This window comes from Sphingobacterium sp. UBA5789 (genome assembly GCF_002418355.1).
Taxonomy (GTDB): domain Bacteria; phylum Bacteroidota; class Bacteroidia; order Sphingobacteriales; family Sphingobacteriaceae; genus Sphingobacterium.
In genome coordinates this window covers 128,694-145,916 of record NZ_DIDX01000004.1, presented here as the reverse complement: position 1 = coordinate 145,916, position 17,223 = coordinate 128,694, and the positions used below count along the sequence as shown (strand labels likewise).

At 39.2% G+C, this 17,223-nt stretch carries 16 protein-coding genes; 7 read left to right on the top strand and 9 right to left on the bottom strand.

The window, feature by feature from the left end; genetic code table 11:
- The first annotated feature begins 441 nt into the window (after nt 1-441).
- Together B4B65_RS09985 and B4B65_RS09980 are read left to right on the top strand one after the other, a co-directional pair.
- A complete protein-coding gene (locus tag B4B65_RS09985) occupies nt 442-1,029 on the top strand; it encodes a hypothetical protein (protein WP_293915515.1) in 588 nt (195 codons plus the stop codon).
- A 78-nt stretch (nt 1,030-1,107) separates the two neighbouring features.
- The gene (locus tag B4B65_RS09980) at nt 1,108-1,644 is read left to right on the top strand and encodes a hypothetical protein (protein WP_293915514.1); all 537 of its coding nucleotides are present in this window, start codon (nt 1,108-1,110) and stop codon (nt 1,642-1,644) included.
- Between the two features lie 41 nt (nt 1,645-1,685).
- On the opposite strand, the gene B4B65_RS09975 is transcribed toward B4B65_RS09980, so the two are convergent.
- The 9 genes from B4B65_RS09975 to mnmE all read right to left on the bottom strand — a co-directional run bounded on the left by B4B65_RS09975 (nt 1,686) and on the right by mnmE (nt 9,815).
- The gene (locus B4B65_RS09975; RefSeq protein WP_293915513.1) at nt 1,686-2,075 is read right to left on the bottom strand and encodes a hypothetical protein; all 390 of its coding nucleotides are present in this window, start codon (nt 2,073-2,075) and stop codon (nt 1,686-1,688) included.
- A gap of 29 nt (nt 2,076-2,104) precedes the next feature.
- Entirely contained in the window at nt 2,105-2,314 is a 210-nt protein-coding gene (locus B4B65_RS09970) for a hypothetical protein (protein ID WP_293915512.1), read from the bottom strand.
- Between the two features lie 33 nt (nt 2,315-2,347).
- Complete coding sequence (locus B4B65_RS09965; protein WP_293915511.1) at nt 2,348-3,805, bottom strand: relaxase/mobilization nuclease domain-containing protein; 1,458 nt, start codon at nt 3,803-3,805, stop codon at nt 2,348-2,350.
- A complete protein-coding gene (locus tag B4B65_RS09960; protein WP_293915510.1) occupies nt 3,789-4,124 on the bottom strand; it encodes a plasmid mobilization protein in 336 nt (111 codons plus the stop codon). The genes B4B65_RS09965 and B4B65_RS09960 overlap by 17 nt, the downstream gene beginning before the upstream one ends.
- Nucleotides 4,125-4,735: 611 nt before the next feature.
- The gene (locus tag B4B65_RS09955; protein WP_293915509.1) at nt 4,736-5,722 is read right to left on the bottom strand and encodes a replication initiation protein; all 987 of its coding nucleotides are present in this window, start codon (nt 5,720-5,722) and stop codon (nt 4,736-4,738) included.
- Nucleotides 5,723-5,738: 16 nt separating this feature from the next.
- Complete coding sequence (locus B4B65_RS09950; RefSeq protein ID WP_099366114.1) at nt 5,739-6,068, bottom strand: helix-turn-helix domain-containing protein; 330 nt, start codon at nt 6,066-6,068, stop codon at nt 5,739-5,741.
- Between the two features lie 124 nt (nt 6,069-6,192).
- Nucleotides 6,193-6,678, bottom strand: coding sequence for a hypothetical protein (locus B4B65_RS09945; protein ID WP_293915508.1), 486 nt, complete (start codon nt 6,676-6,678; stop codon nt 6,193-6,195).
- A 443-nt stretch (nt 6,679-7,121) separates the two neighbouring features.
- Nucleotides 7,122-8,249, bottom strand: coding sequence for a tyrosine-type recombinase/integrase (locus B4B65_RS09940; protein WP_293915507.1), 1,128 nt, complete (start codon nt 8,247-8,249; stop codon nt 7,122-7,124).
- A 189-nt stretch (nt 8,250-8,438) separates the two neighbouring features.
- A complete protein-coding gene (gene mnmE / locus B4B65_RS09935) occupies nt 8,439-9,815 on the bottom strand; it encodes a tRNA uridine-5-carboxymethylaminomethyl(34) synthesis GTPase MnmE (RefSeq protein ID WP_293915506.1) in 1,377 nt (458 codons plus the stop codon).
- Between the two features lie 211 nt (nt 9,816-10,026).
- Here mnmE and acnA point away from each other — a divergent pair, with 211 nt between their 5' ends.
- The 5 genes from acnA (at nt 10,027) to B4B65_RS09910 (ending at nt 17,148) form a co-directional block, all read left to right on the top strand.
- Complete coding sequence (gene acnA, locus B4B65_RS09930; RefSeq protein ID WP_293915505.1) at nt 10,027-12,801, top strand: aconitate hydratase AcnA; 2,775 nt, start codon at nt 10,027-10,029, stop codon at nt 12,799-12,801.
- 270 nt (nt 12,802-13,071) lie between these two features.
- Nucleotides 13,072-14,151 (top strand): zinc-binding dehydrogenase, encoded by a 1,080-nt coding sequence (locus B4B65_RS09925; RefSeq protein ID WP_293915504.1) that lies wholly within the window; start codon nt 13,072-13,074, stop codon nt 14,149-14,151.
- A 6-nt stretch (nt 14,152-14,157) separates the two neighbouring features.
- Nucleotides 14,158-15,408: an MFS transporter gene (locus B4B65_RS09920; protein ID WP_293915503.1), complete on the top strand. Its 1,251-nt coding sequence runs from the start codon at nt 14,158-14,160 to the stop codon at nt 15,406-15,408.
- Nucleotides 15,401-16,129: an HAD hydrolase-like protein gene (locus B4B65_RS09915; RefSeq protein WP_293915502.1), complete on the top strand. Its 729-nt coding sequence runs from the start codon at nt 15,401-15,403 to the stop codon at nt 16,127-16,129. Before B4B65_RS09920 ends, B4B65_RS09915 begins: the two co-directional genes overlap by 8 nt.
- Nucleotides 16,130-16,161: 32 nt before the next feature.
- Nucleotides 16,162-17,148, top strand: a complete 987-nt coding sequence (locus B4B65_RS09910; protein WP_293915501.1) for a metallophosphoesterase family protein — start codon at nt 16,162-16,164, stop codon at nt 17,146-17,148.
- Nucleotides 17,149-17,223 lie beyond the last annotated feature (75 nt).

Below are 17,223 nucleotides of genomic sequence, written 5' to 3'. Positions count from 1 at the left end.
AATTGAGTCGGTAATCCATCTCTATAAGCGCAAGATGTCTGTTGAAAAAATTAAACTGCAGCTTAATATTAAAACGGAACTTAAACAAGTAAGTCTTTATAAACAGTTACCATACGAAAGGTCATCTGACAAATGCCAGTGCGGAAATACTATCTATTATAAGATTCCAGCTAACACAATTCAACATAGACAGCTCTTTACATGTCTTTCTTGTGGACATTCCGAAGCTCCAGGGTGCTCTTGTGTTGAATGTGTAAAAATGAGAAACATAAGGCGAGAAGAAGGTATGAAGGAATTTATGACCTGCATGATGGAACATTTGTTCCCTGAAGGAAAGGAGGAGTATCAAGACCCTTTCGAATCTGCCCAAACAATAATATGTACACCATCTAAATAAAACCCTATTAATACATCTTAATATTCAAATTAAAAAATACTCATATGATCAATAAAAATTTAATTTCCTCTACATTACTTACATTAACAGTAACACTAGTATTTGTGACAAGCTGCAAGCCTTCATTGACAAAGGAGTCAAACGCAATACAGACAACAATCTCTATACTAGATACAATTTCAAATGATAATATTGTGATAATCCAAAATCAGATAAAGGAGGCTCATCCAAGTATGGAGGCATATCAAAATAAGGTTGAGGAAATATTGGGATCTGATGATTTCGATTTCAAACTAAATGACATCTTTTCAAAGCAAAAAGAATTAACAGCATTGTACAGCAATAATGTCGAAAGATATGACAAAAACCTTACTGGAACACAACGTAAAGTTTTTAGAAAATCGATGCTCGGGGGAGTAAAAAGATCTTTTGAATTTGTACTTAAGCTCGATACCATTACAACTCCAGAATTTTCAAACCTGTCTAATGAGGAAAAAATAAAAACTGTAGCGGATATTGAAACTCAGATCGCTAAAGAATTTGAGGGAATGTCTGCGACGAATGAATACTTCAAGAAAAAAATTCACAATACTACGGAGGCGATATTGGGGACGAATGAATATCTTGAATAAGATACATGTGCAACTCTATCATTTTATAAAATAGGCTTATATTAAGAGAAAATATTAAAAATACTTATAATTATCATCATGCAACAGGCAATTTACCGAGGAAACCATCGAGAATTCATCCGTGAACTGTTTTCAACGGAGTTTTTAGAAGCTTCAAAAAAAACCATCCAATTATTTGTTGGTCAGTTACTTGAAAAAGTTGCTGTTGAAAAGAAAGACACATGTTATGTGTACCCGACAAACCTGTTCGAAAGGTTAAACTATGCTTGCGGAGATCACAACCCCGAATTAGATTATGAGTTGTATAAACTGTTAGATGGACTAAACATGTCATCGCAGAAGATTCTTTCTATATTAGTAGCAGATATTATTAGCTCGGACGAACAATCACTGGGCTATTACTTAGAAGCTTTCAGTCAACAAAGTGAGGAAGTTCAAGGCGCTATGATCGAAGATTATTTCGCCGAACAGCACGATTCACTTCCTTATTATTTACGAAAAAAACTCAGTGACATGATCTATAATTTCGCAAGCGAATTTGATCTGTCAGATAGCCGGTCCGATATTGAAACTTATCATGAGAAACTTGAATACTATAAAGATTTAGCCGGTTAAAACTTGCGAAAATCTTTTCCTCGAACGAATTATAAGACCTTTCAACGCCTATTGAGAAAAGCTCGAACAACCATCTTTATCAATAAATAGCCACCATAACCCAAAGCGATCAGCAGGCCTACCCCATAAAGGGTAGATAACGTTTGAAAACTTGTCAATGCCATCAAACCAATAGAAAATCCTGCTACTCCTACAATGTACAGACTATTTTTCCAACCAAACCAGTAGCTTAAATAACAGTATGCCCCGATAGTTCCAATTATTGGCATTACGTACAGCGCCGGAGAATTTTTTAGCTCTTCCGGAAAGTTGGGAATGTATAATAATTTATACAATATGATTAGTATAGCAATGTTAAACGCTATTTTGAATAAAAATCCATAAAATTTTACGGATGATCTATAATCTTCCTCATCCTCGTAATAACTCATCCTAATTTATTAAAATCTACCATAAGGATTTACTCGCTCCATAATGTCAAGATAGCAGTCCCCATATCAGATGGGACAAATTTAAGTTTTGAAAGCTTACCCGTACTCAAATTTTTACCGTACCATTCATCACTTGCACAATCCATTGTTTGAAAAATCATCGGAACATCAGCCAAACGGTATTTTTCCAATATGTGTTCGTGAATCTGATACAAAAGCATTTTTTTCTCTTGATTCATATTCTAAAGATACAAATATTAAAAATGCTAATATTATAAAGATGGCTTATTTTTAGATTTTCTATCATTACGCCTGGTGTTCAGTCCATCTTTAGAATAACCAGGATTAAACAAAGTACTGATACCACTAATGTAATCAGCAACCCCTTCTCCAATCGTTTCTGCTTGCTTATAATGTATATTATTTGAGTTTGCTGCACCTGTAGCTGATTTGATATCTGGGAGATTAACTGTTCGGATTTTGAGTTCTCCGTTTTGATTCGATTGAAGATTACGACCTGATTGTTTTTCAGTGTCTCGAATCTCCCCAACACTTGCTGTTGGAATTTGATCTCCATATCGCGCTCTTGTTGTAGCGTTTGATTTGCTAATTGTCTCGCTGTCTCTAACTTGCTCATAACCCAGCTTTTTAAATATTTTATTAGAACTGAAATTCCTGTCTATGTCGCTTGATTTATAAGCTTTACCATTATGGATTAAGCTCATTCCAGTCACACGTCCAGTTTTGGCGACATTGAATCGGCAATTGATATCATTCTGCTCTAAACTTCTTAGAAATGCCCCGATTGATTTATTCTCCGCTAATGCTTGATGTATAACTGCCTTTATAAATACAGAAGATCTCTCCCTAATGGGATTTACATATAAGCCCTTGAATCCCTGCGACACCAACGCCTTATTTGTACGTTCATTGACGTAATTCGCAAACTCAGGTAATTTATGATGATCTGTAAGTTTAAAATATTCTAAAACCCTTGGCAATACAAAATCTCTTTTGAGTTTCGAAGCGGGTATCACTTTCCCTTGATAGAGGAAAAGTAGCCCAACCGGATGGCTATCTTCATCCTGTCGGAAGAATATCTTGATTCCCTTTTCCTCTAATCTGTTGAAGAAATCATTAATATCAACGGCTTTAGCTTTCGCAACGGACACCAATGGTTCAAGCTCAGCTTTTAACGTCGGTTTCTTAGTTCGCAGCATGTACTCAATTTCATTTTTTGTTATATTCTTATTTGTAGAATCGTAAATACTGTCAACTTTTATCAAGCCGTATTTATCTTCCAAGTTCCGAAGAATCTCATTGCTTTTATGATAACTGTTACTATCAGAAACTGTCTTTCCATCGAGTTTAGTTCGGTGACAAAGAATATGGCAATGTGGATGATCGGTATCATTATGCCGGACAATAGCATACATATTGTCTCCAAATCCCATTCTATGCATATATTCTTTCGATATAGATAGCATTAATTCATTAGATAACACTTCACCTTTACCAAAATTTAAACTGGTGTGGAATGTGGTGCGTTCTAGATTTGGATTTAACTGTTCCAAAAACAGGAGTTCTTTTTTAACGGAATTTGTCTCCAACGAAGAAAAATTTGATTCAAGCAGTTCAGCTCGCTCGTCGATATCAGGATGATTTAATTTGTTGGTATTGTATTCTAATGCTCCTATAAAATTTTTCCCTATTTTAATTTTGGCTATCATGATTGATCAAATATTTAGTAAGCCCCTCAAAATTCATTCTGATAGATTGAATATTTGTTAAAATCAAATTCCCATCGATGGTTCCCGCATTAATGCTTCGAGCTATCTGATTGATATTATTTCCAATCCTTTTAAGCTCAACAAATGAAGCTTGGTCTACTAAGGGTATATCGGCGGGCTTAATCTTTGCTGTGAGCACTGCCATTCGCACCAAGTCTGAAGTACTCATTCCGGCAAATTTACAGAGTCGTTCTATTTCCCAAAGCTCAGCTTCAGAAACTCTAAACGTAATCTTTATAGGTCTATTTTGTTTACTCATAATAATGCGAACACAGTGAGAATTTGAGAATGAGCAAGCGTGGTTTGTCCGACAACCACATAGCTTGCTCCCTTAAAAAAACATTCTGCTTTACAATTAAATCTCCTTTGAAATCCTTAAAAATCAGTTGCCACATTTAACTAAAATTTGCCTTTCCGAAATTCGTTGTAAGTCCTCAATTGATTCGGAGGATCAAAAAGATCCTATTATTTGAACTGACTATTTAGAGATAGGGGGACAACAAAATGCTATTTATTAAAGAAACCCAACTTCCCAAATAGAATTTTGAAATTCTCAATTTCAAGATTGATTTCGGAAACAACATTACTCCTTTCCCTATTGCTTTCTTCAAGATTCATCGTAAAAAACACCTAAATCCACTATAAAACTCATTGATAAAATATTGTTTAATCATATTGATATATTGTAGCGCAACTAAAACACATCTGAAACACCTTAATATTTAGACAATTACATGTGTATTTATGAGTGTGGTTATTAAAGAATCCCAACTATTCTATTAAAGAATCCCAACTTAATATTAAGAAATCCCAACTTTCTCCGTTAAGAAAACCCAACTTTAGTGATTGCATATTAAGAAAACCCAACTTTTAAGCCTGAAACCGATTAATCAACGATTTTTTGACATAGCTCACCTTATGTTGTACCTTACCAATTCCATTAGATAGGTGTAATAACTTGTCAATGAATTGATCTTTTGGAGCTGAACGAATAATCGCCTCCATTTCTTTAATATCTGCTGAATGAAAACCGAAATGTAGTCTCAAAATATTCTCAATCTGTTCCGCTTTCATCCGCTCGGCTTCCGATTTTTCTCTTGTGGTTAATTTTAATCTCAAATGATAGGATCCCTCCTTACTTTTATGAATACTAGATCTATCAAAGTCAAACCACACGTCATTGAATTTTTTAAGCACTTCACGTGCTGGTTCTAAAATATGTTTCTTGAAGTTTGACGGTATTCGATAAGCCTTTGGTAGTCCCATAGAGAGACACAAATCATCTAGTTTTACGTTAATCTGGGACTTACTTCTCCAAAGGGAAAGATAGAGGTACAACTTAATCGTATTTTTTGTTCTGGTAAACAGTCGAATATTAGTATCTAATTTTGAATAGTATGCGGGTAATCTATTTTGGTTCCTTCTGAAATTTATGAATAGTTTCGCCACAACAACGTCCATGCGGATTTTCACAAAAGATGAATAATTAGGAACAACCGGAATACTCACACTAAATAAACTTCCACTCCAGATCTTACGTTCATTTGATTCATCATACTTTATTTCACAATGGATTTTAGACATATTTAAAAATGCCTTTTTGACATCTCTGTACTCCGATGCATTGGAAATTTCCGAAAGTGCGATTTGCATAACTATAACCTCTTCACCAAACAAACTTCTCTGTCCCGACAAATGATTATCGAACTCTTTTTGAGCAAAACCTTTAAGATTCTCCAAAATCAACAGAAAGATGTGCAATTGATAAGTGGAATCTACAAACGATAAAAGATCCATCACATGGTTTGGAGTGACTACCAAAGACTTTCTTCTATTTTCAGTTACCTTTGCTATCATTATGCTTTTACGATCTCTATTTAACCATCTTTCGTAATTGCATTAGCTCAACCAGGCGTGGTGTCAAGCGTTTTCCATTACCAAGCCATTCAATAACTTCATCCCGCTTATAAATTATAGGCGTTTCAGAGGAATAAATAGGAATAGTTCCGCGTGTATTATAGGCGTAAATCGTTGTAAGCTTTACTTTGGCCAGCTCAGCAACTTCTATCGCGTCCAAAAATTCCGGTTCGCGCTTAGTTTTCAATTCAGAAAGACCAAGCTTTCGAAATGAGTTATCTAAGTTTACTATTAAGTCTTCGATTTTCTCTAAACGCTGACTTAAAGTGATGAATGGATTTTCCATAGCTTATACTTCTTTGTTTGAAGCAAAACTATTATCCTTTTAAATCTAATTATAAGCATATGCACAATATGTACAATGCGTCTAAAATTCCCTTTAATTTATTTGAACACAGTCATATGTAGTCTTATTTTGATAAGATCAACGATCTCAAATACTCTTTAGTTTTTTTTGAAAAATCAGGCTTGTTGTCATCATCTCGTAAACTCGTCTCGTCTAAATCTTGATAATTAACCACAGCCTTTTTCAATCTATCAAAAAATAATTTTTTATTCCAACAACTCTGTGGGTATTTGAATCGGATTTCATCTAATAGTTCATATATGCAATAAAAATATGTTCGGTAATATCCTGCTTTTCCCCTAGGTATAACAAAGGGATCTATATCAACATCATAAATCATGTTATGCAGAATGTGAACATATTCTGATTGAGTTATTTTGAGTTTGTCTCCTAGAGCACCATTTTTCAACGGATCTAAGAGTTTGTGTATAATTTCAACAGGAAATCCAAAAAAAAGTAGATTCTTTCCATCAATATCCTCCTCTTTCTTAATAAGATGTTGTTTTTGATCTATATTTGACGTATCGAAATTCGTCAACGGAACTCTCATCTGGTCAACCTTATTATAAATATTAGATCTTCTCCTCTGACTATCTACGAACATTATGGAAGCATTATCTATACTACAGAGCTCGTCTTTTGAGAATAGGAAAGCACACAATAGAATTCCAGTTATTACAGAAAGGAGAAAAACTACTCGTCCCAAAAAATTGATATTCTCTCGTAGAAAACAAAAGCCCACGAAAATGGCCGTCAATAATATAAATATGCGAAATACCGATGCAAAATATTTCTTGATTATGAGCACTGTCTTATAAATTTGGATATTTTGGTCATTGAATATTTTCGATGCAATATTGAACCCCACCATCCTCATTTCTTTTGAGCCATCGAAATAGAAAATCATTTCATGGAACAAAAACCTAATTTTTGAAAACAGATGGTTCTCACGAAAATTCTCTTCATTTATATAAATCAAATTGGTCATAGCATTTAAAATTTTATACGATTTGCAGCCTCCACTTTTTTCGAATTTAACACTTTTGCATATATTTCCGTCGTTCTCAACTCTTTATGTCCAAGCATTTTTGAAACAGTATAAATGTCTTCGCCAGCACTAATCAATAAAGTAGCATTAGTATGGCGAAAGCAATGGAAGGTAATATGTTTGTTAATTCCTGCGTTCATTGCCCATTTTGCGAGTAAGAAATTATTATGCGAGCTATAAGTCAATCCCTTGAATACGTATTCGTGTAAATCAATAACCGGCTTTCCGAGTTCGTTAACCGCTTCCTCTGTGATAGGCAAAGTTTCATAAGACTTTGTCTTGTTCTGATTAAAACGTACAAAATAACCTTGATCCTCTGAATACTGTATGTCGATCCATTTTAGCTTCAGACAATCTCCCCAGCGCATACCCGTACGTATCGACCAGAATGCAGCTTTTTCCAGGACGGGATTGTCACAGCGAACAGCTTTCAATTTTTTAACTTCATCCAGTGTCAAAAATTCACGGAAGCTTTCTCCTTGCGGAAACGCTTTAATTCTCAAAATCGGATTATGGTGAAGGTGCTTATCTTCCATTGCCTGCTTGATAGCTGCACGAAACTTATTGAAATAGCTATACTTTGAATTCGCTGACAATTTATAGGCCGAAGACTTCTTCGTATAGCAGCTGTCTAAATAATCCTTAAAACCCTCACAAAAACCTTCATCTACTTGTGACATCACACATTGCCCCTTAGTATAGTCCTCTAAATAGTTATACGTTGACAACCAATTATCGTAATTACCTTTGGAGGTGTACCGTTTCTTGACGATACTTTTAAAGTATGCTAGAAAGTCTAAATCTTTACTGGAGATAAATGGCATATCAAGCGTTTGACCGAGAAGATCCATCTGCCATTCGCTTTCTAATTGTTTGGCCTTAACTATCGTAAACTTATTATGTTCACGTTCTATTTTGTTTGCGGGCTTTTCAAACAGATAAAGGTCAAGAAACTTACGGCGGGTTTCTTTCTTTTTCTTTTCGTCGTAGATAGGCGGGTAAATGTCCAAGTAAAGACTGGTTCTACCGGACTTGTTTTTTTGCTCACGTAGCGTAACTCTGTAAGATTTCATAAGATAATAGTTTTTAAAATTTGTACGTCATGTACGTGGCGAAATCAAAAAATACAAACCACGTACAAAATCATTCAAGATGCATCGTTTCAAAACTAATGCATTACAAACAATAAAGCATTGAAAATAATTCATATTCAATGCTTTATATTTATTGACTAATATCTATTTATATCCAGTAATATGCAACTACTTGCCGATACAAAACTTACTAAAGATATTATCCAGCAGATCATCTGTCGAGACACTACCTGTGATTTCTCCCAGATGATACAGCGCCTGGCGGATATCCATAGCCAGAAAGTCAGAAGTAACCGGATTATCAATACCAAACAGTACCCTGCTCAGCGAATCTTCCGTATGTTGCAGCGCCTCGACATGGCGAATATTAGTCACCATTACATCATCCGTATTCAGATTAGCCAGGTTCACCTGACGCAGCAGTTCATCCTTCAGTTCCTCAACGCCGATCTGCTCCTTAGCAGAAATAAATACCGGAGAAAGAGACTGGTATTCAGCACGCTGTTCTTCCGACAGCAGATCCGACTTATTGATAATCGTAACAAAAGGAATATTCAGACTTCGTACCTCTTTCAGTTGCGTTTCCACATCCGCAATCGTATCCTGTACCGGATCAAAGAGATAGATAATCAGGCGTGCCTGCTTCATCTTTTCTCGGGTACGCTCTACACCTTTTGCCTCAATCACATCAACCGTTTCACGTATACCAGCCGTATCAATAAAACGGAAGGTCACTCCATGAATATTAATCTCATCTTCGATTGTATCCCGTGTAGTACCGGCGATATCCGATACAATAGCACGTTCTTCATTCAGCAAAGCATTCAGCAAAGTAGATTTACCCACATTCGGTTTGCCGGCAATAACCACCGGAACACCATTTTTGAGCACATTCCCCTGTTCAAAAGACTGAATCAGTTTTCGTACTACCGAATTGATCTGTAAAATCAGCAGCTTCAGCTGATCCCGGTTTGCAAACTCCACATCCTCCTCCGAAAAGTCAAGTTCCAGTTCGATAAGCGAAGCAAAATGAATCAGATCATCCCGCAGCTTCCGTAGCTGATTAGAAAACCCGCCCCGCATCTGCTGCATAGCGATCTGATGAGAAGCTGCCGAATTAGACGCAATCAGATCCGCCACCGCCTCTGCCTGCGAAAGATCCATACCACCGTTCAGGAAAGCACGCAGTGTAAATTCTCCCGGTTTGGCAGCCCGTGCCCCCTTGCGGATCAGCAAGCTGATAATACGTTCGATAATATATTTAGAGTTGTGTGTAGATATTTCCACCACATGCTCCTTCGTATAAGAATTAGGACCTACAAATAAAGTGACCAGTACCTCATCCAGAATTTCCTCTCCATCCCGGATGGTACCGAAATGAACCGTATGAGAAGGTTGGGCAGAAAGATCCTTGCCACGAAAAACCTGATTGGCAATTTCAATAGCATCCTTGCCCGAAAGACGGATCACAGCGATAGCACCATTACCGTTGGCCGTAGCCAATGCAACTATAGTCTCTTGTTGTTGAATAGAAGATGTAGACATGCTGCAAAGATACGTATTTCAACAGCAAAGAACAGGCGCAGAAAGACACAATCTTGCCTGTTTTAAATTCCGGTTTTCCCTCAGCCGAAAGATCGTTGGCAACAGGAAGATGACAGCCGTATCTGAAACAAAACAGTCCTGAGCGAAAATTTCATTTTTTTGACAACGATTTCAAAAATCACTTGTTAATACTATACAAGAGAGATAATTTATGGACACATCTAAAGCAAAATCACTTCAGAAACTTGATGTTAATGGCACAACCTATCATTACAGTTCGTTGAAAAACCTTCCCGGAGGTTCGGTAGATCATCTTCCGTTCAGTATCCGGATTTTATTGGAAAATGTACTCCGCAATTTTGACGGGTTCAGCATTACCGATGAACATGTCAATACATTGCTTCACTGGTCACCGGCACCGGTAGACAAAGATATACCCTTCAAGCCGGCGCGTATCCTGATGCAGGATTTCACCGGTGTACCCGCTGTCGTGGATATGGCCTCCCTGCGGGCAGAATATGTACGCCACGGTAAAGACGGACAAAAGATAAATCCGGCTATCCCTGTGGATCTGGTCATTGACCATTCCGTGCAGGTAGATTACTTCGGCACAGATTATTCCTATGATAAAAATGTACAGCTCGAATACGACCGCAATACCGAACGCTATGAGCTCCTGAAATGGGCGCAAAAAGGACTCCGTAATTTTACGGTTGTCCCTCCCGGAATGGGAATCTGCCATCAGGTCAATCTGGAATATCTCGCCAAGGGGGTCATCAGCAGAGAAGGCTGGTTATTTCCGGATTCTTTAGTCGGTACCGATTCACATACCCCGATGGTAAATGGTATTGGTGTGATTGGCTGGGGTGTAGGTGGTATCGAAGCAGAAGCCGCAATGCTGGGACAGCCCATCTTTTTTACCTGTCCTGAAGTCATCGGTCTGAAACTTACCGGAAATATCCCGGATGCCTGTACCGCTACGGATATGGTACTTTCCATTACCAAAATATTAAGAGATAAAGGCGTAGTAGGCAAATTTGTGGAAGTCTTCGGCGAAGGGCTTGACAACCTGACGGTGACGGATCGTGCTACAATCTCCAATATGTCTCCGGAATTTGGCTGTACAGTGACCTACTTCCCTATTGACAACCGCACACTGGAATATATGCACGCCACCAATCGTTCTAAAGAGCAGATACAGATTGTAGAAACCTATTGTAAGGAAAATCTGTTGTGGCGTACCGGTCATGAAAATATTCAGTATTCATCTTTAGTCGAATTTGACCTGTCCACATTAGAACCTACCGTGTCCGGACCAAAACGTCCGCAGGACAAGATCATCGTCAAAGAACTGGGAAGCAAATTTGCTACTTTGCTCGATAAAGAGCATAACAGAGAATACCAGCCTTTTCAGGATCGGCGGGAAGCTGCCTGGCTGGCAGATGGGGGATCAGGAACTGAATTCACCTTTGGAAAAGTTCCACTCACGGCACCCAATAATTTTCAGGTGGATAAAGAAGCCATACAATCTGTACGCATCAAGCATAAGAATAAAGAATTTATCCTGAGTGATGGCAGTATTGTGATTGCAGCCATCACCAGTTGTACCAATACCTCCAATCCTGCCGTCATGATCGGCGCCGGACTACTGGCCCGCAATGCGGTAGAAAAAGGATTACGGACCAAATCCTGGGTCAAAACATCTCTGGCTCCGGGATCTAAAGTCGTCACTCAATATCTGGAACGTGCCGGACTGAATGTAGATCTGGATGCTTTACGTTTTCATACCGTTGGATACGGCTGTACTTCCTGTATCGGTAACTCAGGCCCCCTTCCTCCGCATATTGCCGAAGCCGTAGATAAAGGCGAGCTGGTAGTGGCATCCGTTCTGTCCGGTAACCGGAATTTTGAAGCCCGTGTACATCCGCAGGTAAAAATGAACTTCCTCATGTCACCTATGCTCGTTGTTGCCTATGCGCTGGTAGGTCGTGTGGATATCAACCTGCTGGAAGATCCGTTGGATTATGATCCGAATGGCAATCCGGTATATCTGAAAGATATCTGGCCAAGCCGGGAAGAGATTATCCAAACGATCAATGACTGTGTGAAACAGGAAGATTTTCAGGAAGTATATGATGTCATCTTTGACGGGTCTACAGACTGGCAAAATCTGCAGGTCAATCTGGAACAAAACTACGAATGGAAATCCGATTCTACCTATATCAAAGAGTCACCATTCTTTGAGGGCCTGAAAGAGACTTTAAATCCGGTAACCGATATCAAAGATGCACGGGTGTTATTATATCTCGGAGATTCGGTCACGACAGATCACATCTCCCCTGCGGGTTCATTCAGAGATAACACTTCAGCAGGCCAGTACTTACTGGCTCACGATGTTGCGCAAGCTGACTTCAACTCCTACGGATCCAGAAGAGGAAATCACGAAGTCATGATGCGGGGTACTTTTGCCAATGTACGTATCAAGAATAAGATCGTCGATAAAGAAGGCGGATACAGTATCTATTTTCCAGATAACGAAGTCAATACCGTATATGAGACCGCTATGGCTTATCAGAAAGACCATACACCGCTTATTGTATTGGCAGGTAAAGAATACGGATCAGGGTCTTCCAGAGACTGGGCTGCAAAAGGAACATTCCTGTTAGGCATAAAAGCAGTAATAGCGGAAAGCTTTGAACGTATACACCGTAGTAATCTGGTCGGTATGGGTGTAGCACCTTTGGTGTTTCTAGAAGGCCAGAATGCCGAATCTCTGGGACTGGACGGAACAGAAACGTTTAATATTACAGGGCTGGCTGAAAACCTGAGTCCGCACAAATTGCTGGATGTAAAAGCTGTTCATCCATCCGGAAAAGTAACCGACTTCAAAGTCAAAGCACGGTTAGATTCCGCTATAGAGATAGAATATTACAAGAATGACGGTATCCTGCAATATGTATTGAGAGAATACCTGAAGAATAATTAACAAGCTGACTGAATATAGCAGCATCTACCCCTGAACTTCTCAGGGGTATTTTTATTTCCTGTAGTCAGGAAAAAGTGAAATCCATTATCTCTGAAATTTCTCCCCTTTCCTTCTTATTTTTTCCGGATTTATCTTTCTGAACGCAACAATTCAAGCGAGAATACCGCGAACCTTTCCTGCAATCTTCATAATTATTTAACACTAATAAAATACAGTATAAATAAACATTGTTTAGTATTACAAAACATTTTATATATTTATACTACCATTATGATAAAACAAGGGAATTTTCTGGTTTTTGAACGTTCAAACACGCCTCTCACTTCGCTCAGTATGCCCGTGAGGTCGCTCTCAGAGGGAGAAATATTAGTAAAAATCTGCTATACTACGCTTTGCGGAAGTGATCTTCATACTTATTGTGGTATGCGTCAGGAACCCTGTCCGACCATTCTGGGACACGAAATTGCAGGAATTATAGAAGATATCGCTCCTGATTATAAAGGAACCGATGCTATTGGTATTCCCCTGCAAAAAGGCGATCTGATTACCTGGACTGTATTTGCCAGCGATCCGGAGACGGACAGCTACAATCCGGAAATTCCGCAGAAAAACACAGCACTTTATAAATACGGGCATCGTCAGCTTACAGAAACAGACTGTTTCCATGGGGGACTGGCTACGCATATTATTCTGCGCCCCCATACCTGTATCCGTCAATTATCTCCATCATTACCTCTGCCAGTAGCGGCGACGATCAATTGCGCTGTGGCTACGGCTGCCGGAGCCCTGCGTCTGGCCGGATCTGTAAAAGGGAAACGTATCCTGATCTCCGGAATGGGGTTGCTAGGCCTGGTTTGTGCTGCAATGTGCAAAGAAGCCGAAGCAGCCTATATTATTGCTTCGGATATGGATCAAAAAAGACTGGAACTTGCCCGAAAGTTCGGTGCAGACCAGACATTCAATCCGGCAGATCAATCCGAAGAACTGTCGGGCTCTCTTCTGGTGGATTGCTTTTTTGATATGAGTGGTTCACCTGAGGCCATGGAATCGGGCATTGATCACTTAGCTGTTGGCGGATATGCGATATTGATTGGCGCTGTCTTTAAACAACGCAGGCTTCAAATTGATGCAGAGCAAATCATAAGACGTATACTAACCATACGCGGACTGCACAATTACAATTATTCGGATTTCAATACAGCTGTTGATTTTATTACGGATCATCTGGACAACTATCCTTTTGCCGGACTGATCGAAAAAGAATTTTCGCTGGAAGAAGTCAACGAAGCATTTGCCTATGCAAAAGATAAAAAACCGGTACGTGTCGGCATCCTTATCCATCAAAACTAATACAGGATGGATATTCAAAAAAAATTCAGAAAAGAACAATGGAAAATGTTGCTTATCACCATGTTTTGCTACCTGTTCTTCTATACCGGACGCCACAATTTCGGATGGGCAGCCAAAGGTATGGCCGCCGAACTGCACATTAGTTTTCAGCAGATCGGATGGATCAGTTTTTCGATGCTAATGGGGTATGCCCTGGGACAGCTTATCAACGGCAATCTGGCTGACCGCTTCAGTCCGAAGATCATGATATTGACAGGTGGATTTCTGTCCATTATCTGCAACCTCAGCATCAGTTATGCAACAACCTATACAGCTATTCTGATTCTCTGGACATTAAACGGCTACTTTCAGTCTATGGCCTGGGGCTCGGGCAGCAAGCTCATATCCAACTGGTGGGACAGTAATGAAAGAGGTAAAGCATTCGGATTCTACACTATGGCAGCGGGAAGTTCTTCTGTACTGACATTCTTTATGGCTTTATTACTGGTGCAGCAGGGACAAAGCTGGCGCACACTTTTCAGATACCCCATTTTATTTCTACTGTTTGCCTTGGTTCTGTTTCTGATTATTGCACGCAGTCATCCTTCCCTAAAAGGCTACAAAACAGCAGAAAGCTCCTCTGCCGGAACTATCGAGAAAAAGTCTGTATGGAAATCCTCCTATAAAACGGTATTTCAGAACCGCAATTTTATGATTGCTTCCGTGGCTATAGGATTTCAAAGTATGGCCAGATATGGTCTTATCTTCTGGGTGCCTATTCATTTTCTAGGAAATAATTACAAAGAATCTTCTGAAAACCTTTGGCTTACCTTGTTTATTCCGGTCGGAATGGCTATCGGCGCAGTTTCTTTTGGTTATATCTCAGATGTTCTCTTTAATAAAAACAGAAGCAAATCTATCCGGATCGGGATGCTGTGCAGCTGCGCTGTAGCATTACTTATTTACGTTATACCAGCTCCACATCATACGCTGGCAGCAATTCTTATGTTTGCTGCAGGCTTTTTTGTATACGGGCCACAAGCTAATTTCTGGACGCTGAGTCCTGATCTTCTCGGGTCAAAACTCGTCGGTACAGGAATTGGTATTATGAATATGTTTGCTTATGTATTTGCAGCTGTAGGCGAACCTCTGTTTGGTAAAATAATCGATTATACCGGAAACACCTCCAATATTTTTTTAATAGTCGCTGTCATATGCGCAATATGTGCATGCATTATATCATTTATAAAACCTCAACAGATCAATAATCATGAGTAAAATTAAATTAGCCTTGTTTGATATGGCCGGAACTACCGTACAGGACAATCGTGAAGTCGAAAAATGTTTTTTCGAAGCCATTCAGGCAACACAACTGGAAGTATCTTCCGAAAAAATAAACGGCATGATGGGCTGGTCTAAACACCGGGTATTCGAAACCATCTGGAAAGATGAAATCGGAGAAAATCATCCCTCATTTAAAGAGAAAGTAGACGAATCCTATGCTTTTTTCTGCAATACACTCGAACATTATTATGAAACATATGGAGCAAAACCTTACGACGGGGTATTGGAAGTATTCGAATTTTGCCGTGAAAACAATATCCGGATCGCACTGACTACCGGATTCTACCGAAAGGTAACTTCCATTATTCTGCGTAAACTGGGTTGGGATAAAGATCTGGACAGTCATTATGTAAGACTCCATAATACCGCAGACAACATTATTAATTGCTCGGTATCCAGCAGTGATGTAGAAAATGGCAGACCTGAACCGGATATGATTTATCTTGCAATGGAAAAATGTCAGATCCGGGATGCGGGTACGGTGATCAATATAGGCGATACCCCTTCGGATCTGCAATCTGCACATCGTGCCAATGTAGCTTATTCGGTAGGATCACTCTATGGAACGCATGCAGAACATGAACTGAATTATTATCCGTCGGATAAACTTATACATCAGCCATTGGAAATTATAGAACTTATAAAAGCCTTATAACACAGGAATTACGGCTAACAATAAAACCAGTTATGATAGACAGAAAATCATTTTTAAAAATCGGAGGACTCGGGATCACCGGTCTGCTGATAAATCCGGCTTTTGCCTCTGCCAAAGCAGGTACAGATAAAGCCAGTCAAAGCATAAAGTTCGGTGTAATCACGGACCTGCATTATGACCTGATGCATGACAGTGAGAAACGGGCGGCTGCATTTATTGCAGCGATGAAACAGGAGAAACCGGATTTCATTATCCAATTGGGGGATTTCTGTATGCCTAAACCGCAGAATAAACCTTTGATGGATATATGGAACAGCTTTAAGGGAGATAAATACCATGTGTTGGGTAATCATGATACCGACGGAGGATATACCAAAGAACAGACCTTAGCGTTCTGGTCTTTGGATCGTCCATACTATTCGTTTGATAAGAATGGTTTTCATTTTGTGGTCCTTGACGGTAACGAGAAAAGTGAAACAACCGAGATACCGGGTTATCCGCGTACAATAGCAAAGAAGCAACTGGAATGGCTTAAAGAAGATTTGAAAAAGACTTCCTTAAGGACCATAATATTCTGTCACCAGGGTCTGGAGAATACCTTAGGAGGACTTGATAACGGAATGGAGGTTCGTTATCTGTTAGAGCAGATAAACGAAAAGGCCGGGTTCAAAAAGGTCATCCTCGTATTGACAGGACATCATCATATGAATTATCATAATGAAATAAACGGAATACATTATGTACAGATCAACAGTGCATCTTACTACTGGGCCGGAGAAGAATTCAAAAGCCGCGCATTTTCAGAAGACTTTTATAAAAAACACCGGATCCTGCAGTACACACTGGTCTATGAGGAGCCGATCTGGGCCATGATCGATATTAATAACAAGAATAAAATCTCGATCAAAGGCAAAAAAACCAGCATGGCCGGCATACCGCTGGAACAGACAGGGATTGATATTTACAAAGATGTCTATCCCATCAGTTCGAAAATCGATTCCAGAGTACTTAAATACTAAATGACAACGCCCCTGAAATCTGTTCAGGGGCGTTTTCGTTTTTAGGAAATCAGCTTTTCAGTACGATCAGTACTT